Origin of the sequence: Streptomyces sp. NPDC058470 (genome assembly GCF_042721055.1) — a bacterium.
GTDB lineage: Bacteria > Actinomycetota > Actinomycetes > Streptomycetales > Streptomycetaceae > Streptomyces.
In genome coordinates this window covers 82,971-104,149 of record NZ_JBHXMF010000003.1, presented here as the reverse complement: position 1 = coordinate 104,149, position 21,179 = coordinate 82,971, and the positions used below count along the sequence as shown (strand labels likewise).

Annotated in this window: 15 protein-coding genes; 11 read left to right on the top strand and 4 right to left on the bottom strand. The window is 70.0% G+C overall.

Annotated elements, in window-relative coordinates:
• Positions 1 to 11: 11 nt before the first annotated feature.
• Positions 12 to 1,913: an amino acid adenylation domain-containing protein gene (locus ACFWP7_RS03090; protein WP_384375099.1), complete on the top strand. Its 1,902-nt coding sequence runs from the start codon at positions 12 to 14 to the stop codon at positions 1,911 to 1,913.
• 80 nt (positions 1,914 to 1,993) lie between these two features.
• Positions 1,994 to 3,160 carry an argininosuccinate synthase-related protein gene (locus tag ACFWP7_RS03085; protein WP_384375411.1) on the top strand — a complete coding sequence of 389 codons (1,167 nt, stop codon included), beginning with the start codon at positions 1,994 to 1,996 and terminating at the stop codon, positions 3,158 to 3,160.
• 210 nt (positions 3,161 to 3,370) lie between these two features.
• On the opposite strand, the gene ACFWP7_RS03080 is transcribed toward ACFWP7_RS03085, so the two are convergent.
• Both ACFWP7_RS03080 and ACFWP7_RS03075 read right to left on the bottom strand, forming a co-directional pair.
• Positions 3,371 to 4,864 (bottom strand): cellulose binding domain-containing protein, encoded by a 1,494-nt coding sequence (locus ACFWP7_RS03080; RefSeq protein ID WP_384375096.1) that lies wholly within the window; start codon positions 4,862 to 4,864, stop codon positions 3,371 to 3,373.
• Positions 4,865 to 5,216: 352 nt separating this feature from the next.
• Positions 5,217 to 6,551 (bottom strand): radical SAM protein, encoded by a 1,335-nt coding sequence (locus ACFWP7_RS03075; RefSeq protein WP_384375093.1) that lies wholly within the window; start codon positions 6,549 to 6,551, stop codon positions 5,217 to 5,219.
• Between the two features lie 294 nt (positions 6,552 to 6,845).
• On the opposite strand from ACFWP7_RS03075, the gene ACFWP7_RS03070 reads away from it, so the two are divergent.
• The 4 genes from ACFWP7_RS03070 to ACFWP7_RS03055 all read left to right on the top strand — a co-directional run bounded on the left by ACFWP7_RS03070 (position 6,846) and on the right by ACFWP7_RS03055 (position 13,943).
• A complete protein-coding gene (locus tag ACFWP7_RS03070; RefSeq protein WP_384375091.1) occupies positions 6,846 to 7,220 on the top strand; it encodes a hypothetical protein in 375 nt (124 codons plus the stop codon).
• A gap of 166 nt (positions 7,221 to 7,386) precedes the next feature.
• Positions 7,387 to 11,271, top strand: coding sequence for a helix-turn-helix domain-containing protein (locus ACFWP7_RS03065; protein WP_384375088.1), 3,885 nt, complete (start codon positions 7,387 to 7,389; stop codon positions 11,269 to 11,271).
• A gap of 236 nt (positions 11,272 to 11,507) precedes the next feature.
• On the top strand, positions 11,508 to 12,386 hold the full coding sequence (locus ACFWP7_RS03060; protein ID WP_384375085.1) for an NlpC/P60 family protein: 879 nt from the start codon (positions 11,508 to 11,510) through the stop codon (positions 12,384 to 12,386).
• 306 nt (positions 12,387 to 12,692) lie between these two features.
• Entirely contained in the window at positions 12,693 to 13,943 is a 1,251-nt protein-coding gene (locus ACFWP7_RS03055; protein WP_384375082.1) for an FAD-binding protein, read from the top strand.
• Between the two features lie 224 nt (positions 13,944 to 14,167).
• Here ACFWP7_RS03055 and ACFWP7_RS03050 read toward each other — a convergent pair whose 3' ends face one another.
• Together ACFWP7_RS03050 and ACFWP7_RS03045 are read right to left on the bottom strand one after the other, a co-directional pair.
• Entirely contained in the window at positions 14,168 to 15,637 is a 1,470-nt protein-coding gene (locus tag ACFWP7_RS03050; RefSeq protein WP_384375079.1) for an alkaline phosphatase PhoX, read from the bottom strand.
• A gap of 165 nt (positions 15,638 to 15,802) precedes the next feature.
• A complete protein-coding gene (locus ACFWP7_RS03045) occupies positions 15,803 to 16,279 on the bottom strand; it encodes an ATP-binding protein (RefSeq protein WP_384375076.1) in 477 nt (158 codons plus the stop codon).
• Between the two features lie 153 nt (positions 16,280 to 16,432).
• Between ACFWP7_RS03045 and ACFWP7_RS03040 the strand changes: the two genes are divergently transcribed.
• The 5 genes from ACFWP7_RS03040 to ACFWP7_RS03020 all read left to right on the top strand — a co-directional run bounded on the left by ACFWP7_RS03040 (position 16,433) and on the right by ACFWP7_RS03020 (position 21,038).
• Positions 16,433 to 17,278, top strand: a complete 846-nt coding sequence (locus ACFWP7_RS03040; protein WP_384375074.1) for a Scr1 family TA system antitoxin-like transcriptional regulator — start codon at positions 16,433 to 16,435, stop codon at positions 17,276 to 17,278.
• A complete protein-coding gene (locus ACFWP7_RS03035; RefSeq protein WP_384375071.1) occupies positions 17,275 to 17,520 on the top strand; it encodes a DUF397 domain-containing protein in 246 nt (81 codons plus the stop codon). Before ACFWP7_RS03040 ends, ACFWP7_RS03035 begins: the two co-directional genes overlap by 4 nt.
• 124 nt (positions 17,521 to 17,644) lie before the next feature.
• Entirely contained in the window at positions 17,645 to 18,682 is a 1,038-nt protein-coding gene (locus tag ACFWP7_RS03030; RefSeq protein WP_384375068.1) for an alpha/beta hydrolase fold domain-containing protein, read from the top strand.
• Positions 18,683 to 18,844: 162 nt separating this feature from the next.
• Positions 18,845 to 20,386 carry a carboxylesterase/lipase family protein gene (locus ACFWP7_RS03025; RefSeq protein WP_384375065.1) on the top strand — a complete coding sequence of 514 codons (1,542 nt, stop codon included), beginning with the start codon at positions 18,845 to 18,847 and terminating at the stop codon, positions 20,384 to 20,386.
• 64 nt (positions 20,387 to 20,450) lie between these two features.
• Positions 20,451 to 21,038, top strand: coding sequence for a TetR-like C-terminal domain-containing protein (locus tag ACFWP7_RS03020; protein ID WP_384375062.1), 588 nt, complete (start codon positions 20,451 to 20,453; stop codon positions 21,036 to 21,038).
• Positions 21,039 to 21,179 lie beyond the last annotated feature (141 nt).

Genomic DNA, 21,179 nt, shown 5'->3' with positions numbered 1-21,179 from the left:
GGACTACTTCGATGACGACTGCCGCGTTCGAGGCACACCACCGGATCGACGCCCTCCTGCTGGAGCGGTGGGACCGCGACCCGGATCTCCCCGCGCTGGTGTCCGGCGACACCGTGCTGAACATGGGCGAGTTGAAGGACCGGGTCCTGCGGGCCGCCGCCGCGCTGCGCGCGCGAGGTGTGGGGCCCGGGGACCGCGTCGTCGTCCACCACGAGCGGTCCGTCGACTTCGTGGTGGCCATGCTGGGCGTGGTGTTCGCGGGCGCCGCCCACGCGGCGATCGACGTGCACGACCCACTGCGGCGGACGCTGCGCACGATCGACGACTGCGCCCCCCGGGCCCTGATGACCAGCCCCGCGCTGCGCTCACGGTTCACGGGGGTGCCGGGCTTCGTGGTGGTCACGGACGACGAGTACGCCGTACGACAGCACGCGCGTCCTGCGACACCGGTGGCCGCTCCGGCGCCCCCGCCCCCTCCGGCGCCGCCGACCGCCTCCTGCGACGACCCCGCGGTCGTCATCTACACCTCCGGTTCCACGGGCCGCCCCAAAGCCTCGTTGATCAGTCATCGTGCCCTCGTCTCAAGGCTGTTGGCCCTGCAGTCCACGCACCGCATGGACGAGCACGACCGGATGATCCACCACACGGTGTGCAGCTTCGACATGTATCTCTGCGAGCTGTACTGGCCGTTGCTGGCCGGAGCCACGGTCGTCATCGCGGCCCCTGGCCGGCAGCGCGACGCGGACTATCTGGCCGCGTTGATCCGGGACCACAGGATCACGACGTTCTACTGCGTGGTGTCCCTGCTCGAACTCTTCCTGCTGACCCGCGATCCGGCGGAGCGGTACGACGGCATCCGGCAGGTGCTCACCGGCGGGGAGTCGCTCAGCCCCGAGCTGGTCAAACGCTTCCACGCACGGTCCACCGCCTCGCTCACCAATCTGTACGGGCCCAGCGAGTGCACCATCTACTGCACCGCGTGGGTGTGCCCGCGCGACCCCGACCTCGACACGGTGCTGATCGGTTCGGCCATCCAGGACACCGAGTTGTGGATTCTCGACGAGGCGGGCGCCCCGGTGGCCGACGGGGAACCGGGCGAGCTCCACATCGGCGGCGCGGGCCTCGCCCTGGGGTATCTGCACCGGCCCGAACTCACGGCGGAACGCTTCGTCACCGTCCCGGCGGTGAGCCCGGACAGCCGCCTCTACCGGTCCGGTGACCTGGTCAGGGCCCGCCCCGACGGCGCTCTGGAGTTCCTGGGCCGCGTCGACGGGCAGGTGAAGATCCGGGGCATCCGGATCGAGCTCGGCGAGATCGAGGCAACTGCCGCACGCTGCACGGGAGTCCGGCAGGCGGCGGTCGTCGCCCACGGGGCGGGGTACGAGAGGCGGCTCGCCGCGTATGTGGTGGCCGACGAGGGCGCGGAGTCCGAGGAACTGCCCGCCGTTGTACGTCGGACTCTGCGCACCTGGCTTCCGCCCTACATGGTGCCGACGGCCATCGAGGCGGTCGGCAGCCTGCCGTTGACGGCCAACGGCAAGCTGGACCGGCTGCTCCTCGAAGCGTGGACAGCACAGCGGACGGACCCTCCCGTATCCGCCACCGTGGCACACGGCACAGTCGTGGAAGTCGCCGACGCGGACGTGGAGACCCTCGTGTCCGAGGTGTGGTGCGCGGCGCTCGGGACCGACGGCATCGGCCGCGACGACGACTTCTTCGACCTGGGCGGCGACTCCTTCAAGGTGGTCCGCGTGGTCGAGACCCTGCGGCAGCGGCTGGGTGCGGACATTCCGCTGGCCGCGCTGCTGCACGAGCCGACGCTCGCGGGTTTCACCGCCGAACTGCGTCGCCTCATGGACGTGGGCAGGGACAGGGACAGGGACATGAACATGGATCAGGAGTCCGCGAGTTGAACCCTTCCGGATCGAAGCCCTTCGGATCGAACCCAGTCGGAGACACCCCCCGCCCAGGGCGTCCCGGGCGTCCCGGCCTCATCCGATCCTTCGCCGATCTCACACCCGAGCGGTACGACCGGGGCCGTCCCGTGGTCACGCTGTTCAGCGGCGGTCTGGACAGCAGCTATCTCCTCCACCGGCTGGCGAAGGCCGGTTTCACCGACATCCATGCGGTGAGCGTCGACCTGGGCGCCGCCGAGGACCCGGACGACCTGCGGCTCGTCACCGACCGGCTCTCCGTACGCCTGCACATCGTCGACGGGCGGCAGCGGTTCGCCGACGAGTACGTCCGCCCGGCGATCGCCGCCCAGGCCGTCTACCTGGACACCCATCCGGTCAGCTCGTCGCTCAGCAGGCCGCTCATCGCGAAGCTGGCCATGGACATCGCGGTCGAACTCGACGCCTGGGGAGTGCTGCACACGGCCAACCGCTCACAGAACACCCTGCGCAGGCTCAACGGTGCGCTGGCACTTCTGGGCTATCAGGGCCACTACGGCAGCCCGTACGACCTCGACCCGGTGGACCGCGACCGCAAGGCCAGGGAACTGGAGGAGATCGGGATCGTCCACATGCCCAAACGGGTCGCCAGCATCGACGCGAACCTGTGGTGCCGGGAGTTCGAGTCCGGGGTGCTCGACGATCCCGAGGAGCACACCGTTCCGGAACACCTGTACCGCTGGAGCGTGCGGGACGAGGGGATCCCGGACGAGATGGTCGAGATCGGGTTCGCCGAGGGGGTGCCCGTCTCCGTCGACGGCACGCACCTCCCGCTGCACCACCTGGTCGAGCGGCTCAACCACCGGGCGGGCGCCCATGGAATCGGCCGTTACAGCGGGCTCGAACATCTCCCCGGCGGTCAGAAGGTGCTCGAACTCCGCGAGATGCCGGCCGCCGCACTCCTCCTGAGGACCTATCGCCACCTTGAGACGGCGACGCTGGACGCGGAGACCGTCCGGGAGAAGATGCACATCGAACAGATCTGGGTGCGCGAGGCGCTCGAAGGGCGCTGGTTCGGAGAGCTGCGGCAGGCGAGCCAGTCGTTCGTGGATTCCTGTGCCGCCCGGGTGACGGGAACCGTACGGTGGCGGCTGCGGCCTGGCTCGGCGGACACCCAGTCCATCGTCGCCGCCACTCCTCGCTATGTACGCAGCCGCGAGGAGTGGGAGAGGCAGTCGATCCGCGCCGAGGGTTCAGTCGGCCTCTAGGACCTGTCCGGCCGATCAAGTCGCAGGAAATGGCCGGGGCCTTATGAACGCCGGTGAGCGGGGTGTGGCGCGTGCAGCTGCAAGGCGGAGGAGGGAGTCGACGCGGAGCGTCGGCGAGTGACGACAACGCCGCAGATGGGCGTGCCACACCAGGCGTCTGCGGCATGATCGGCCGGACAGGTCCTAGATGTCGGCCCGTCGCTGGGCGGGTCAGCTCTCGCTCGTGCAGCTCGCGCCGTTCAGCGCGAAATCGTCCGGGATCGAGTTGGTGTCCTGCCAGGTGCCGAGGAAGCCGACGGTGAAGGCGGCGCCCGCGCCGACGGTCCTGTTGTAGTCGGCGGCGGTGGCGGTCACCCGGGAGGCCTGCTGGAGGAAGGTGCCGTCCCACATCTGGGTGACGCGCTGGTCGTCCTGGAAGGTCCAGGCAAGCTGCCAGGTGGCGAGGGCCTTGGTGGAGGTGACGGTGACGGTGGCCTGGAAGCCGTCCGCCCACTGACCGGCGATCCGGTACCGCACCTCGCAGGTCGGCGCCGCGCTCTTCCCGGGTTCCGCCGCCTTCTGTGTGACATCGGCGGGGGACGAGGACTTGCCCTGGGCCTCGGTGTCAGGGTTCGGGGTCGTCCCGGCGCCGGGGGCCGACTCCGACGGATCGGGCGACGCCGACGTGCCTGAAGGACGGGCGGTGGCCGACGGAAGCAGGGTTCCCGAGTCCACCACCGGAAGTCGGTTCCCCGACTCGCCGCCCGCTGTGGTGGTGCCACCGCCCGCGGCACTGTCGAAGGGCATCAGCGAGATCGTGAGCGCCAGCGCCGAGACGACGACAGCCGTGACCAGGAGCGCGGTCCGGCCGACCCGAGGCACGGCCGGCCGGCTCTCGGCGATACCCGTGTCCACGGACGCGCCCCGGCGTCCGCCCGGCAGACCCGCGTCCGCCGCCCGACGGCGGCGCTCCAGATACGCCAGGCCGCCCCAGCCGATCACCCCGCTCGCGAGCGCCGAGGGCAGCCCGCCGCCGTGCAGCCGCAGGCAGGCCGCCGCCTCGGCGCACTCCACGCAACGCGAGAGATGCCACGAGAGATCCTCCGGCGTCTCGGCGCCGGGCGAGCGGGTCACCGCGTCGAGGAGCCGGGCGTAGCTGCGGCAGTTGACGTCCATCGGGGTGTCGAGGTGGTTGCGATGGCAACGGTCCCTGAACAGCGCCCGCACCTGGGCGAGTTCCTCCGCCGCGGCCGGCGGGTTAAGGCCGAGCCGTCGAGCCACCACCGGCAGCGGCAGTGCCTCGACCTCGGCCAGCCACAGGAGTGCCGCGTCCGGTTCCTGCATGTCCCGAAGGCCACGCAGCGCCAGCGGGCGGTGCAGCGGCGGCCCGGTATAGCGGGCCGCCTTCTCGGAGTTGAGCCACAGCCGGAGTTCGGGGTCGAGCCGGTGACCCTGCCCGTACTGCTCCCAGGCGGCGGCCGTGGTCCGAACCGAGGTCAGCAGCAAGGGAATTCGGGGCAGCCGGGCCGTCCTGCGGCCGGTACGATTCGTTCCGGAACCGCTGGCGCGCGACTCACGGATACCGTGCGTGAACGCCTCCGTCGCCAACTGCGTGGCCGCGGCGGAACCGGACGTGCAGAGATCGGCGTACGAGAGGACCATGTCCCAGCACTCCGAGAACAGTGCGGCCTCGGCGGCGTCCTGGGGGGTCGGCAGGTCGGGCATCGGTGGCTCCTGCGTCAACTACGTCCATCTGCCAAGTCATCAAATGCGATGTCAACTCGTGCGTTGTGCAAAGGAGTTGGGGGCCGTCTCCACGACGGGGCCCGAGCCTTTCACGCTTCCCACACAACTGACAAGCCACGTAGTCAATTGACGTGGAAGGCGGTTGCGCGTTCGGGATCTCGACCTTCCTGGTACCTCAGGGAGGCCCCGCGTCTTGTACGTACGCAATGCGCCGAAGTATCAGCGCGGGCGCCGAAGGGATGGCATGCCTGAGCGCACGCGGCCGGACCGTGGCGGGATGGACGTACCCCTGCCACGGCCCGGTGGCGGCGCGAAGCTGACTACGTGACGCCTACAGGCCGGACGGCTCCGTGACCGGCTCCCGGGCGGGAAGGCTGTCCATGAAGGAGCTCACCGAGAAGACGGCGTTGCCGGGGCCGGGCGGCCCGTATCCGGGCGGGGAGGCGAGGCCGAAGTCGTCCATCGTGGCGCGGTAGGCCTCCAGCAGCCGGATGTGGTACTCCAGCGGCGCGCCCTGCGGGTTGGCCTTGCCCAGCGGGGTGGTCGGCTCCGGGCACCAGGTGGTGAAGCGGGGGGTGATGCCGTGCGACATGAAGAAGCGCAGCCCCTCCGTAGTCGACGCGATGGCCTCGTCGACCGTGGTGAAGCCGAAGGGCTCGGCCATCTCCACGCCCGCCACGAAGTTGGGGATGACATTGCGAGCGCCGAAGACCTCCGCCGAGTCGAGGATGCGCTTGTGCCACTCGCCGCGGCCGACGTAACGCTCCTTGCCCGGGCAGTACAGCTCGAAGAGCCGCTGGTCCCACACCTCGTAGTTGGGGTGGTAGATCTGCACGCCGTAGTCCTTGAAGCGCTGTACGTCGTCCTTCGGCAGCGCCTGTGCGACGACCTTGCCGATCCACCGGTCCGGGAAGTGCTCCTCGATGGCCTTGGCGTACATGCCGTAGAAGTCGGCCTCGTCGCGGCCCTGGAGCTTGGAGGTGATCGCGCCGCCGGTCAGCGTGTACGCGGTGGACGCCTTCGCGGTGTCGTACCGGTCGATGATCTCCAGGGCTTCGAGGACCTCGTCGACATCCTTCACGCCGGTGTACGGCCGGCCCGCCGCCTTGTGCTGGCGCCAGTTGTGGTTGATGTCGCAGTACTGGCACTCCTCCTTGGCACCGAAGTACTGGCAGACCCGGAAGACGGTGAGGTAGATGAGGTAGCCCCACTGGATGGTCGGGGCCACCTCCATCACGGATTTCCCGTTGGAGAGGGTGTGCTTGTAGTACTCGGGCATCGGCGGCACGCCGACGTCGGAGATCCGCTTCCCGTCGAGGTAGAGCCCGAGCACGCCGTCCTGGTCGGCGGCCACGCGGTACGGCGAGGACGGGTTCACGCGCACGGACACGACGGTCCGGCGCAGGTCGTACGGGCCACCGGTGAGGATGATCTCCTCGGGCGGGCGCCTGAGCGCGGCCTCACCCAGCTCGGGCAGGGTGCCGTGGTCGAAGGAGAAGATGAAGTACGACTTCGGCTTGACGTCGCCGCCCTCGTTGTCGGAGAGAGCCGACGGGTCGAAGGCCAGGCCTCCTCGGAGCAGGTCCTCCTTGAAGACGGCTTCCCGCGGCACGTGCGGGAACCGTTCCATCAGATCCTCGACCAGCGCGGTGCGACTGCCGCCCATCCCGATCTCCTCGCTCCCCGTCTTCGAACTCGGTGCTCGACTCCTCACGGTATGCCCCTGCCTGTGCGTAAGCCGTGGCGGGTCCGCCCCGCCTCACCGAGTGTTGCCCCTTGCCCGCATGACCTGCCTGGTCACGGGTGGTTTCCCGGCCGTTCGCGCGACGGGCAACAGGAAACCCGTCGACCCCGGTGCGCACCGGCCGCAGGCTGAGGTCGTCAGCACACATCAGGGGGAGAAGAAATGGCACAGACGCAGCCGCTTCGATCGGATCTCACCAACACAAGTAGGGGAACCATGCACAAGATGTTCCGTGGCGCCGCCGCTCTCCTGACCACCGCGGCCGCGGTCGTCGCACTCGGCGGCACGGCCCAGGCGCAGCCGGCCGCGCAGGTCGCTGACTGGGCCGGATGCCCCTCAGGGGCGGTGTGTATCTACCCGCAGAACCAGAACCCCGCCGTCAGCCCCTCGAACATCTACTGGGCGTACGGGCCGCACAACCTGAGCAACCAGACCGGGCGGCACTGGGTCCTCAACAACCAGACCGGCGGCGCGACCGCCGACCTGTGCCTGAACTACGGCGGCACGAACTGCAATTACCACATGCCTTCCCAGTTCGGTGTCTACGCGGACCTGACTCCGGTCAACTCGATCAAGCTGAACCAGCCGTAACAACTCCCCTTCCACAAGGGCGACTTACTTCCTTCCACGGGGGACAACTTCCGGAGCCGCCAACTGGCGGCTCCGGAAGTTCCTGTTTTCGCCGTACCGGAAGGAAGGGGTCCTACCCCGCAGTAGCCTGGGCATCCTGCGTCTTAAGACCTGGGCGCTCATTGCTATGGGGGATGCAGTGCGGGAGCAGCAGCACGGACACGTGGTCGGCGACCCGAGCGAGGAGGCGGAAGAGGCGGACCCCTCCTTCCCCGCGCAGCTGAGACGACTGCGGCAACAGCGCGGTCTGTCCCTCGCCGACCTGGCCCGTCAGACGCACTACAGCAAGGGCTATCTGAGCAAGATCGAGACCGGTTCGAAGCGCGCCACCATCGACGTCGCACACCGCTGTGACCAGATTCTGGGGGTGGAGGGCGAGCTGCTGCGGCTGCTGACGCGCCCCCCGAAGCGGGACGGTGATCCCGGATTCGACGCCGCGCCCGGACCGCAGTCCGACGGCGCCTGCCCGTATCGCGGCCTGTCGGCGTTCACCCCGAAGGACACGGGATGGTTCTTCGGCCGGGAGCGTACGACGGCCGCGCTGGTCGAGCGGGTCTTCGAACGGATCGGGAGCGGACCGCTGATGCTGGTCGCTCCGTCGGGCGCCGGCAAGTCGTCCCTCATCAACGCCGGTCTGGTACCGGCTCTCCAGCACGGTGGCGGGTTCCCGATGGCGGGCGCGGACCGGTGGCCGGTGGTGACGTTCACGCCCACCGCACATCCGCTGGACGAGCTGCTGAACTGCGTCGCGAAAGTCCTGGGAAGCAATCCCGGCATCACCGCACGGGAGTTGCGGGACCGGCCCGAGGCACTTCTTGAGGCCTTCCTGACGGACGAGACCCCGACGGGTCCCGATGACCGAAAGCCTCCCCCCGGCCGTCCGGTGTTGCTCATCGACCAGTTCGAGGAACTGTTCACCCTCTGCTCCGACGAGGACGAGCGACGCGCCTTCGTCCGGGTGCTCTGCGCCGTGTCCATGTCCAGCCCCGCCGCGACCGGGCATGAGGCTGCCGTCGTGGTCCTCGGCGTGCGGGCCGACTTCTCGGGGAACTGTCTGCTCCTTCCCGAGCTCGCTCCTGTCTTCGCCGACGGGCTGTTCGTGCTGCCCCCGATGTCCGTGGCCGAGCTGCACGAGGCGATCACGCGCCCGGCCGAGCTCGCCGGGCTCACGCTCGAACGGGGCCTCGTCCAACTCCTGCTGCGGGACGCCGGGTTACGCGACGAACAGGGCTCCGTGGCCGCGGGGAACCGCTCGGACGACACGCCGTCCGGTGCGCTGCCCCTGATGTCCCACGCGCTGTTGACCACCTGGCAGCAGCGCGAGGGTGCCACGCTGACCGTCGCCGGATACGAGCGCGGTGGCGGGATCCGGGGGGCGGTCGCGCGTACGGCCGAGAATGTGTTCGCTCGGCTGTATCCGACCGAGCAGCGGACGATCCGCCGCATCCTGATGCGGCTGGTCCATGTCGCCGACGACACCGGGGCGACGCGGCGCCGGATGAGCCGGACCGCGCTGATGGAGCGGATGGCCGACGCGGACGGCGCCGCGAACGCGCTCGACGCCTTTGTACGGGCCCGGTTGATCACCATGGACAGCGACACCGTCGAGATCACCCACGAGGCCCTCCTCCACGCCTGGCCACGGCTGCGCGGCTGGATCCACGCCGACCGGGCCGGACTGCTGATCCACCAGCAACTGACCCACGCAGTCGATGAATGGGAGCGCGAGCGCCGGGATCCGTCCGTCCTCTACCGTGGAACCCGGCTGGACACCGTCCGCTCCTGGGCCGCCGAGTCGGACGGCAGAAACCGGCTGAGCCCGCAGGAAGAGGAGTTCCTCCGGGCGAGCCAGGCCGAGGAGGACGGCCGGGAGAAGCAGGCCAGGCATCAGGTCCGGCTCCAGCAGCAGTTGCTGCTCACGCTCCTCGTCCTGCTCCTCCTCGCGGTGACGGCCGGCGGTCTGGCGTACCGGGAGCGCTCGGGCGCTCTCCAGCAGGAGCGCGTGGCCCGCTCGCAGGCCCTCGCCGTCCGTTCCACATCCCTGGCCGCCGGTCAGCCGGAGGCGTCCATGCTGCTCGCCCAGGAGGCCTACCGCGCCCAGGCGACGCCCGAAGCGCGCGGAGCCCTCCTGAGCACCCAGTCCCAGCCCTTTATCGCCCGGCTGGGCGGACACACCGGGCCGGTCAACGCGGTGGCCTTCGCGCCGGAGAACCGGTCGCTGGCGACGGCCAGTTCGGACGGGACGGTGACGCTCCGGCGGGTGTCCGACCGCCGGACGACCGCGACGTTCACCGTCCCGGGGCGGGTGCGTTCCGTCGCCTTCAGCCCCGACGGCCGCCTCCTCGCGGCGACCTCCACGGAGGGGCCCGTACGTATGTGGGGCACAGCCGACCACCGTACGAAGGCGGTTCTCGCCGCGAGCTCGAAAGGTGCACTCGCCGTGGCCTTCGACCCCCGCGGAGGGACGCTCGCCGTCGCGACCGCCGACGGGACCGTCCAGCTCTGGGACACCGCCCGGGAAGACGGGCCCGTCGCGTCCCTCACCGGCCACACACGCAGCGTCAACGCGCTCGCGTACGCGCCGGACGGCCGGACCCTGGCCTCGGTCGGCGCCGACCGCACCGTACGGCTGTGGGACACGGTGCGTGCCCGGCCGCTCGCCGTACTGAAGGGGCACACCGACGACGTGCTCGGGGTGGCCTTCGCTCCGGACGGGCAGAGCGTGGCAACCGGAGGTGTCGACCGGACCGTTCGGCTGTGGGACGTGCGCAGCAGACGGCTCACCATGACGCTCGCCGGACACACCGACGACGTGAACGCGGTCGCCTACACGCCCGACGGTGCCACGGTCGTCAGCGCGGGCGGCGACGGTACGACCAGGCTGTGGGACGTGCGCAACGGCCTGCTCACCTCGACGCTCGCCGGACACACCGACTACGTGATGGGGGTGGCCGTGGACTCCACCGGCAAGCTGCTGGCCACCGCCGGGTTCGACCAGTCCGTGGTGTTCTGGAACCTCGGCGGCCCGGTTCTGACGTCGCATCCGTTCACCGAGTTCTGGCAGTCCGCGTACAGCCCGGACGGCAAGCTGCTGGCCACCGCCGACGCCGATCACACGGTACGGCTGTGGGACGTGGCGGATCGTCGGATCGTGGCGACGCTCACCGGCCACCGCGAGGCCGTCTTCTCGGTGGCCTTCGCGCCCGACGGGCGGACGCTGGCGTCAGCGGGATCCGACGGCACGATCCGCCTGTGGGACGTGGCCACCCGCCGTCAGCTCACCGCCCTCACCGGTCACGAAGGGGGCGTGTTCTCCGTGGTCTTCGCCCCGGACGGGAGGCTGCTGGCCTCGGCAGGATCCGACGGCACGATCCGCCTGTGGGACGTGGCCACCCGCCGCCCGCTCGCCACCCTCACCGGTCACACCGACTTCGCCAACGATGTCGCCTTCAGCCCCGACGGGCGCACCCTGGCGAGTGCCGGTGACGACCTGACCGTTCGGCTGTGGGACGTGGCGGCGCGCCGCCTGTCGGCCACACTCACCGGCCATACGGGCGCGGTACGGAGCGTGGCCTTCAGCCCGGACGGGGGACAACTCGCGAGCAGCGGCAACGACGGCACCATCCGCCTGTGGGATGTCAGGCGGCACCGGTTCGTGGCGGCGCTCACCGGCCACACCAGCTCCGTGCGCGGCATCGACTTCTCCCCGGACGGCCGCATGCTGGCGAGCAGTGGCAGCGACCGTACGGTGCGGTTGTGGGACGTGGCCGAGCGCCGGCTGTGGGCCTCTCTGACAGGCCATACGAACGCGGTGTGGGGCATCGTGTTCTCCCCCGACGGGCGCACGGTGGCCAGCAGCAGCAACGACGGCACCGTACGGCTGTGGACCATGGACATCGGAGCCCGGTTCCGGTCCATCTGCCGGCTGCAAGAAGGCACCGCCCCGAAGGAGCCGGAGGCGCTCATGACCGGACTCCCCGTCTCGCTCACCTCCGCATGTGCCCCGCTGTGAGCCCGTCGGAGAAGTGCCCTGCCCAGCAGGGGTTTCCCAGGGGTTTCCCGTTGCCCGTTCATCCGGGGTGACGCCGGGACCTCGACGAGCGGGGCCACGGGCCGCAGGCTGCTCCTTGCGCACGGAACTGTTCCTGGTGGCCCACTCGTCGCCGACAGGACTGCCACCGACGCGACTGTCGATGTGTCAACCACACAGCGGCACTTCACCAACGGCTAGGGAAACGGGGGCCTGGCATGTACCGCCGGACCGGTCTCATCAGCACTCTCATCGCATTACTGGCTTTCGTCCTCTGGACGCCCGCATCCGCGGCCGCCTCAACCGCGCCCGCGGGCGCGGCCGTTCGCGCGGCAGGCGCCGACGCCGCCTGTGCCGTCCTTGCGCCCGGAGCCTCCGCGGCGGCCGAGCGCGCCATCGCTGCCGCCTGCGCGCAGGTGGCAGCGGACGTCTGGTACACGTGGGGCGGCGGTCACGGCTCGCAGCCCGGTGCCACGTACGGGCAGGTGGATCCCACCGACCCGGCCAGTGAGCACGATCCCGAGCGGCTGGGCTTCGACTGCTCGGGGCTTGTCCGCTACGCCTACGCCCAGGCCGCGGGGTCGGACATCCTGAACGGGGTGGCCAGCGCCCAGTACTACACGCATCGCGCCGCCGCACGCTTCACCGCCGCCGAGGGCCTCGCCCCCCTGCTCCCCGGCGACCTGCTGGCCTGGGGCACCTCCCAGGACCTGCACCACATCGCCATCTACCTCGGCGCGGGAAAGATGGTCGAGGCCAGGCAGTCCGGCACCAAACTCATGGTCAGCGATGTCCGGATGACGGGCTACTTCGGAGCGGTCCGCGTCAACACCGGGGCCGTGACCGGCAACGTCTTCCAGACCTGGGGCACTGGCGTGTGGACCAAGGCCGCGCCGTCCACCACGGCCGCGCGCGTCTACGCCTTCCCCCGGGCGACGACCGTCCGCATCGAGTGCCAGAAGCATGCGGAGTCGGTCACCGCCGAGGGTTACACCAATGACGCCTGGTCCTACCTGCCCGACTACAAGGCGTGGGTCACCAACATCTACATCTCGGGGCCCGCGTGGCTGGACGGAGTGCCCACCTGCGCCTTCTGACACCGCGCAGATCGAACACCTGCTGGACGTCTGCCCGCACAGGCGGCCCCACCAGCTCTTCCTCCTGGAGCCCGTCCGCCGTCAACGGCGTCCTCTCCGGCCGGCCGCCGCTGATCATCGCGGCGGTCTGCCGGCACTTCACCGACACCGGTGCGCGTGCCCGTCCGACGTAAGCCGCGGCGGCGGTCGGTATTCTCCTCATCGGCGTACGGCCCATGAGGTGGGGCGTCCCGGCAAGGTACTTTCCCTCGGTGGCCACCACACCGGCCGCGGCGGACCGCGACTTCCCGGGGAGGGATCGCAGGGATGAACGAGACCCTGACCAACTGGGCAGGCAACATCACCTACACGGCCAAGGAGCTGCACCGGCCGTCCTCACTCGACACGCTCGCGAAGCTGGTGGCGGACAGCGCGAAGGTGCGCGTGCTGGGCAGCGGGCACTCCTTCAACGAGATCGCCGAGCCGGGCGACGACGGCGTACTGCTCTCGCTGACCGCGCTGCCGCCCGCGGTGGACGTCGACACGACGGCCCGGACGGTACGAGTCGCGGGCGGCGTCCGTTACGCCGAACTCGCCCGCCGCGTGCACGAGCACGGGCTCGCGCTGCACAACATGGCGTCCCTGCCGCACATCTCCGTGGCGGGTTCCGTCGCGACCGGCACGCACGGCTCCGGGGTCACGAATGGTTCGCTGGCCGCCGCCGTACGCGAGGTCGAGCTCGTCACGGCGGACGGATCCACGGTGACGATCGGCCGGGACGACGAGCGCTTCGACGGCGCCGTGACCTCGCTGGGCGCGCTCGGTGTCGTCACGGCGCTCACTCTCGACCTGGAGCCGGACTACCGGGTGGCCCAGCACGTCTTCACCGAACTCCCCTTGGCGGGGCTGGACTTCGAGGCAGTGGCCGCGTCGGCGTACAGCGTGAGTCTGTTCACCGACTGGGGGCGTCCGGGCTTCCGGCACGTATGGCTCAAGCGGCGCACCGACCAGGCGCCGCCCGAGTTCCCGTGGGCCACGCCCGCCACCAGGGCGATGCACCCCGTGCCCAGCATGCCCGCACGCAACTGCACCCAGCAGTTCGGCGTCCCCGGCCCCTGGCACGAGCGACTCCCGCACTTCCGGGCCGAGTTCACCCCGAGCAGCGGGGCCGAGCTCCAGTCCGAGTATCTGCTGCCGCGCCCGGACGCCCTGGCCGCGCTGCACGCGCTCGACGCGATCCGCGGGACGATCGCGCCGGTGCTCCAGGTCTGCGAGGTGCGGACCGTCGCCGCGGACCGCCAGTGGCTGAGCCCGGCGTACGGGCGGGACTCCGTCGCCCTGCACTTCACCTGGGTCGAGGACACCGCGGCCGTACTGCCGGTGGTGCGGCGGGTGGAGGAGGCGCTGGCCCCCTTTGACGCACGGCCGCACTGGGGCAAGGTGTTCACCGTGCCGTCGGCAGTGCTGCGCGAACGATACGCGCGGCTGGGCGAGTTCAGGGCGCTCGCGCAGGCGATGGACCCCGCGGGCAAGTTCACCAACGCCTTCGTGGAGGACTTCCTCCACCCCATTCCCTGACCCCCCTGACCCCCCTGTCGAAAGTCCGTCCCAGGCCATGACCTTCCGGCGCGCCGAGTGGTTGGCGAAATCGGCGCGTCCTTGACCTTGCGCCGCTGCACCTGCTCGGAGAGGAAGGCGAGAGCGCTCGGCGACCCAGGCGCGGCGGTCTGGGCCAGCCGCGCCCACGTACCCCAACTGCCCTATTCGTCAGGACAGTTGGGGACGTTCGGTGACGCGTTGTGTCAGCGCTGGTAGCGCCAGGGGCCCGTGATGGCGTAGAGGATGCCGGGGTTCTGGATGCTCGCGTACAGCGTCTTGCCGTCCGGCGAGAAAACGACGCCGGCGAACTCGCTGTAGTTGGGGTCCTCAGCCGTGCCGTCGTTCAGCTCGTTGCGGGCGATCGGGTACGTCTTGCCCGACTCCGTGGCGCCGAAGAGGTGCTGGATGCCCTCGCCGTCCTCCGCGATGATCACACCGCCGTAGGGGGAGATGGTGATGTTGTCCGGGCCGTCGAGGACGCCGTCGTTCGCGTCCGGGTCGGGGTTGACACCCAGGATCAGCTTGAGGGTGAGCGTGCCGCGGGCGGGGTCGTAGAACCACACCTGCCCGTCGTGCTGGACCGGGCTCTCCTCGCGGGCGAAGGACGAGACGACGTAGGTGCCGCCGTCGGCCCACCACATGCCCTCCAGCTTGCGGGCGCGGGTGATCTGCGTGTCGGTGAACTGCTTGCGCACCGAGACGGTCTTGGCGTCACGGTCCGGGACCGCCACCCACTTGACGCTGTAGGTGGTACCGGCCTTCGTGGCGCGGGAGAGGTCGTCGACGTGCGCGCCCTTGGAGTCGAAGACCTTGAAGGCCTCCAGCACACCGGCGGTGTCGGAGAGCGTCCGCAGCTTGCCCCGGCCGTGCTTGAAGCCCTCCGGCGGAGTCCACCGGTAGAACAGGCCGTTGGGGCCCGAGGCGTCCTCCGTGAGGTACAGGTGACCGCGCTTGGTGTCGACGACGACGGCCTCGTGGTCGTAGCGGCCGAGCGCCTTGACCGGCTTCGGGTTCTGGTTCGCACGGCGGTCGTACGGGTCGACCTCGAACACGTAGCCGTGGTCCTTGGTCATGCCGTTCTCGCCGGCCTTGGCCGTGTTCTCCTCGCAGGTCAGCCAGGTGCCCCAGGGACTGCGGCCGCCCGCGCAGTTCTGCTGGGTGCCCGCGATGCCGACCCACTCGGCCACGAGCTCGCCGTCCTTGGAGACCTCGACGACCGTGCAGCCGCCGGGGGCGGCGGGGTCGTAGACGAGTCCCGGCGTGAGCGGTACCGGAAACTCGACGGCCGTACGGGAGTCCTTGATCTCGTGGTTGTTGACCAGCAGCGTCGAACCGCGAGTGCCCTTGAAAGTGGCCGTGCCGTCGTGCTTGTTCGGCGTGAACTCACCCGAGTCCATCTTGGTGACACCGGCGCGGGTGACGACCTTGTAGGAGAACCCGGCCGGCAGCGCGAGCAGCCCGTCCGGGTCATCGATCAGCGGACCGTACCCGGTCTTGCTCTGGTGCCCCTGCGAGAGGGCCTCGTCCTGCTCCTGCCCCCGGCTCTGAGCGTCTTCCGCGCTCTCGGCGGCGTACGCGTACGTGCTGGCGGTGGACAGCACAGCGGCGCTGCCGATGAGGGCGATGCCCGCGCCTGCTGAGGTCTTGGCGAAGTCTCTTCGGGTGGTAGGCACGTTTATCTCCTGGGTGACACGATCCGGGGCGCCCATAGGGGCTGGGCGCTGCACACAGTTCCCTGCCCTGTCGAACAGAAGGTGAACTGAACGCAACGTCCGTGCGGGATACCGAACTTATGGTCCATACCTCCACGCGATCAAGGCTCCTGCCGCTTCTCCCTCTCAATTCCCAGGCGGGATGCGTTCGCCGGCCATTCCTCCGAGCCCCTTCGGCAGCGGAATCTCCGCCCACACGGTCTTGTACGTCCCGTCCTCGCGCGGCTCCACACCCCACCGCCGGGCCAGCGCCACGACGATCAGCAGCCCGCGCCCGCCGTCGCCGTCCGACGGCTGGTGCAGCACGGGCAGCCGGTCGGCCCTGCCGTCCGCGACCTCCACCCGTACGACGTCCTCGCGCAGCACCAGCCGTACGCGGAAGTCGCGCCCGCGCACGCGACCGTGCCGCACCGCGTTCGCCGCGAGCTCGGCGACGACGAGGGTGACGGCCTCACTGACCTCGCCGTCGTACGCGAACCCCCAGACGTCCATCCGGTTCGCGACCAGCCGCCGCGCGAGCCGGGCCCCTCGCGGGGTGGAGCTGTAGAGCTGCGTGAACGTACCGAGGGTGACGGGGACTTGGGCCCGGGGGTGTCCTTGCATGGGTCAACGGTGGCGGGGAGGACGCCGGTCGACCAGGCACGGCACTCCGACAGTGCGTGCTGTACGAGTTCACGGTGTGGACAGTTTGGGTAACCGTCCGTGACCATAGGTGACTTGGCGGGGTTGTCACCAAGGAACACGGGAGTTCCCGGAATGACCGACAGCATCGAGAGCATCGAGAGCACCACGAACGAGCCCGAGCCGCCCGACAGCTTGAAGGCGTTCGGGGCGGTACACAAGGCCTTCCGCAAACGGGCGGGCTACACGCAGGAGGAGTACGCGCCACTCGTCCAGTACCAACCGGGCACGGTGGCCTCCATCGAACAGGGGCGGCGCTTCCCACAGCGCAGGTTCGTCGAGCGCTCGGAAGAGGTCCTGGAGGCGTTCGGCGTACTGCAGGAGGTGTACAAGCACGCGGGACGGGAGACGGGGCTGGCGTCTTGGTTCCGCAAGTGGGGTGAGCTGGAGGAGCAGGCGATCAGCCTGTACACGTACGAGAACCGGCTCGTCCCCGGACTTCTGCAGTCGGAGGGGTATGCACGCACCCTCTTCGACGCGCGCGTGCCACTGCTCACCGAATCGCAGATCGAGGCCCAGCTCACGGCCCGCATGCAACGGCAGAAGCTCCTGCGCGAGCGGCCCAACACGGCGTTCAGCTTCATCGTGGAGGAGTACGTCTTCCAGCGGCGGACCGGGGGGACGGAGGTCACGCGGGAGCTGCTCGACCATGTACTGGGGCTTGGTGAACTGCGCAATGTGGAGGTGCAGTTGCTGCCTCTCGCACGCGATGTCCACGCTGGGCTGAACGGCCCCATCCAGCTGTCGGAGACCCCCGAGAACGAGTGGTTCGGCTACTGCGAGGGCCAGGAGAGCGGCCAGTTCATTGCGAGTCCGAAAACGATCAGTGTGCTCCACATGCGCTATGCGAAACTGCGCTCACAGGCTCTCACCCCGGAGGATTCCCTGAGCCTGCTGGAGCGGATGCGAGGAGCACTATGAGCACCACTGAACTGGCCTGGTTCAAGAGCAGCTACAGCGGCGACAGCTCCGGCGACTGCGTCGAAGTGGCCCTCGCCTGGCGCAAGTCGACGTACAGCAGCGGCAGCTCCGGCGACTGCGTCGAGATAGCCACCTGCCCCACCACCATCCACATCCGCGACTCCAAGAACACCCGCGGCCCCCAGCTCACCCTCGCCCCCGCCGCATGGACGGACTTCGTGGAGTTCGCCGTGCGTCGGTGACCCAGGCGCAACCCTGGGCACAGAGCGGCAATCGCTGCACAACCTCTTGTGGAGATATCTTCTCCGCTTTAGCGTTCGACTCCTCGCGCGGTCAGTCACGGCCGACCCCACTGAGGAGTCCCCCATGTCCACTGCTCCCAAGTCCCGCCTGAGACTTCGCACTCGGCACCGTATGCGCAACCTGATCGCCACCCTGGCGGCGGCCTCCGCCTGCTTCGGCGTCCTCGTCACCGCCGGGGACGCCAACGCCGCCGGGCAAGCGGCGAGTTCGTCGACGGCGGGCACCTACACGACGTACACCGACCTGCCGTACGCGTCCGGCGCAAGCCAGGTCCTCGACCTGTACGTGCCCGACGGCGCCCGCAAGCCGCTGCCGGTGATCGTCTACGTGCACGGCGGCGCCTGGCTCGCCAGCGACAAGTCCGAGCTGCTGCGGACCCTTGGCTGGGAGGCCCTGCTCGACCAGGGCTTCGCGGTCGCCTCCGTCAACTACACGCTCAGCGCCACCGCCCAATTTCCGACGCAGGTCCAGGAGGTGAAGTCCGCCGTCCGGTACCTGCGTGCCGTCGGCCCCCAGTACCAACTCAACGGGACGGTCGGGCTGTTGGGCGCGTCGGCGGGCAGCCAGATCGCGAGCCTGGTGGGCACGAGCTGTGGTGTTCGCTCGCTTGAGGGCAGCATCGGCACGACCGGGCCCTCCAGTTGCGTGGACGCGGTCATGGACATCGCGGGGCCGACCGATCTCGGCGCGCTGGCCGCCGCCGGCCCGGCCCTGGCAGGGGCGGTGACCGCCTACCTCGGCTGCCCGGCCGGCATCGAGTCCTGCTCACCCGCCGTGCTGCGGCAGGCCGACCCGACCACCTATCTGACCCCAGGGCGACGGCTGCCGCCATTCCTCATCGCGCACGGTGACGCCGACACCCTGGTTCCGCTGGAGCAGAGCCAGCGGTTCTTCGCCTCGCTGAAGCAGGCCTGCGGGAACATCAGTCTGTTCACCCTGAGCGGGCAGGACCACTTCTTCGCCACCCTCGGCGCCCTCCTCGAACCCTTCCCGGCCCGGACCGTGCAGACCGCGAAGGGCTGCGGACCGACGAAGACGGCCACCGAGCCACCGCTCGGCTACGCCACCATCGGCGCCTTCTTCGACAGCGGCCTGCGCTGACGCCGGTGTGCGGGCGGCGGGCGGCGCCACATGGACGATGGAGCCGACGTGGCCACCGTGGGATGACACCGGGTGCCCCGTTAAATGAGTGGCCCGCGTCTCCCTTCGGCGGGAGGATTCGTCAGTCTCCTCCCGACCTGCCCGAAGGAAGCCGAGGTGCCCGTGGCCACGTCAAAGTCGTCCGAGCCCCAGTCCTCCCCCGAAGTACGCACGGCGGCCGGTGTGTTGCGCGGCAGCCGTGAGGCGGGGCTCGCGGTCTTCCGTGGTATGCCGTTCGCCGAGCCGCCGGTCGGTGCGAACCGCTTCGCCGCACCGCAGCCCGTACGGGGCTGGGACGGCGTACGGGAGGCCTTGTCGTTCGGTCCGCCGCCCCCGCAGGCTGGTGCGTTCGGCATGGACGCGCTGTCGCAGGACGCCGAGGGTGACGGCGACTGGCTGACGGTCAACGTCTGGTCGCCGGATCCGACCCCGGGCGCCGGGCTCCCGGTGATGGTGTGGATCCAGGGCGGCGCCTATGTGATCGGCACGTCCGGCCTCCCGGAGTACGACGGCAGCCGTCTGTCCGGCGAGGGCGGTGTCGTCCTTGTGACCTTCAACTACCGTGTGGGACTTGAGGGTTTCGCGCAGATCGAGGGGGCGCCCGCCAACCGGGGGCTGCTCGACCAGGTCGCGGCCTTGCGGTGGGTGCGCGACAACATCCGTGCGTTCGGCGGCGACCCGGACCAGGTCACGGTCTTCGGCCAGTCGGCGGGCGGGGGTTCGGTCGCCGCACTGCTGGCGATGCCGCGAGCGGCCGGGCTGTTCCGCCGGGCGATCGCGCAGAGCGTGCAGAGCACGTTCTTCACGCCCGCACTGGCCGCCGACATCGCTGCCGCGTACGCCTCGGAACTGGGGCTGCGCCCCACGGTGGCCGACCTGTCCGGTGTGGCCCCGCCCCGGCTCGCCGCCGCGGGCGACGCGGTCACCGCCAAGGCGGCCCAGTGGGCTGAGCGTTGGGGCCGGGCGGCCCAGCGGTCGATCCTCATCTCGCCCGTCGTCGACGGCGACGTCCTGCCGGTCACTCCCTGGCAGGCGCTGGCCGACGGCGCGGGCAGGGACATCGAGCTTCTCGTCGGCCACACCCGCGAGGAGCAGCGACTGCTCACCGCACTCGACGGTCTGCTCGGCCAGGTGACCGAAGAACAGGCGACGGCCGCCCTGCGATCCTTCGCCCCCGGCCCCGACGGCGCCGACCGCTACCGTGCCGCCTTCCCGCTCGCGAGCCCCGACGACCTCTACGAACTGGTCAACTCCGACTGGCTGTTCCGCATGTCGTCCCTCCGCCTCGCCGAGGCCCAGACGGCGGCCGGCGGCCGTGCCCACGTCTACGAACTGACCTGGCCCGCCCCCGGCATGGGCGGCATCCTCGGTGCCTGCCACGGCCTCGACGTCTCACTCGTCTTCGGCAACCTGACCGGCACCCAGGCCGCGATGCTGATCGGCGAGACTCCTTCCCCGGAGGCCGAGACCCTGTCCGCACACATCCGCACCGCATGGACGGAATTCGCCGCCCACGGCACCCCCGGCTGGGCCCCCTACACCCCTGGCCAACGCCTCACCCAGCTCTTCGACACCACCCCGACCGTCACGACGTACCCGGAGGAAGACTCCCGCGTGCTCTGGCAGGACCACGTCTTCCCACCACTGCCACTGACCGACCGATAACCGGACCCCATAAACTGGCCTTTCGCCTGGAGCACCCAGGCAGGGCAGGTGGAGGCGGTCACCCATGGCGCGTGTCGGGCTCACGGCCACCCGGCTCGTGGCAGCCGCCGCCGACCTCGCGGACGAGGTCGGCTTCGAGAACGTCACCGTGTCCGCACTGGCACGACACTTCGGCGTCAAGGACGCCAGCCTGTACTCGCACGTCAGGAACGTGCAGGACCTGCGCACACGGATCGCGGTGCTCGCGGCCGGCGAGATGATCGACCGGATCGCGAGCGCCGTGGCCGGACGGGCCGGCAAGGACGCACTGGTCGCGTTCGCCGGCGCCTACCGCGAATACGCCCTGGAGCGCCCCGGCCGGTATCGAGCCACGCACACCCAGCTCGACCCCGCCCTCGTCGCCGAGTCCAGCACGTACCGGCGCACCGCCGAGGTGACGTACGGAATGCTCCGCGCGTACGGGCTGTCGGAACCCGACCTCACCGATGCCGTACGGCTGTTGCGCAGTACCTTCCACGGCTACTGCGACCTTGAGTTCATCGGCGGATTCGGCGACCCCAGAGACGTACAGACATCCTGGGAGCGGGGGCTGGACGCGCTTCATATGGCCCTGAAGCACTGGCCGCGGACGGCACACGGCGACCTTGGGTGACCTGCAACTCGGGGCGGTGATTGACCGTGTCGGGAGAGACTCGGGGCGCGGGCGGGGTAAAAACCCCCCCCGCCCGAGACCCCCCCACCCCCCCACACACGCCCCCCCCACGCACCCCAAACCCAAACAAATATAAAAAAA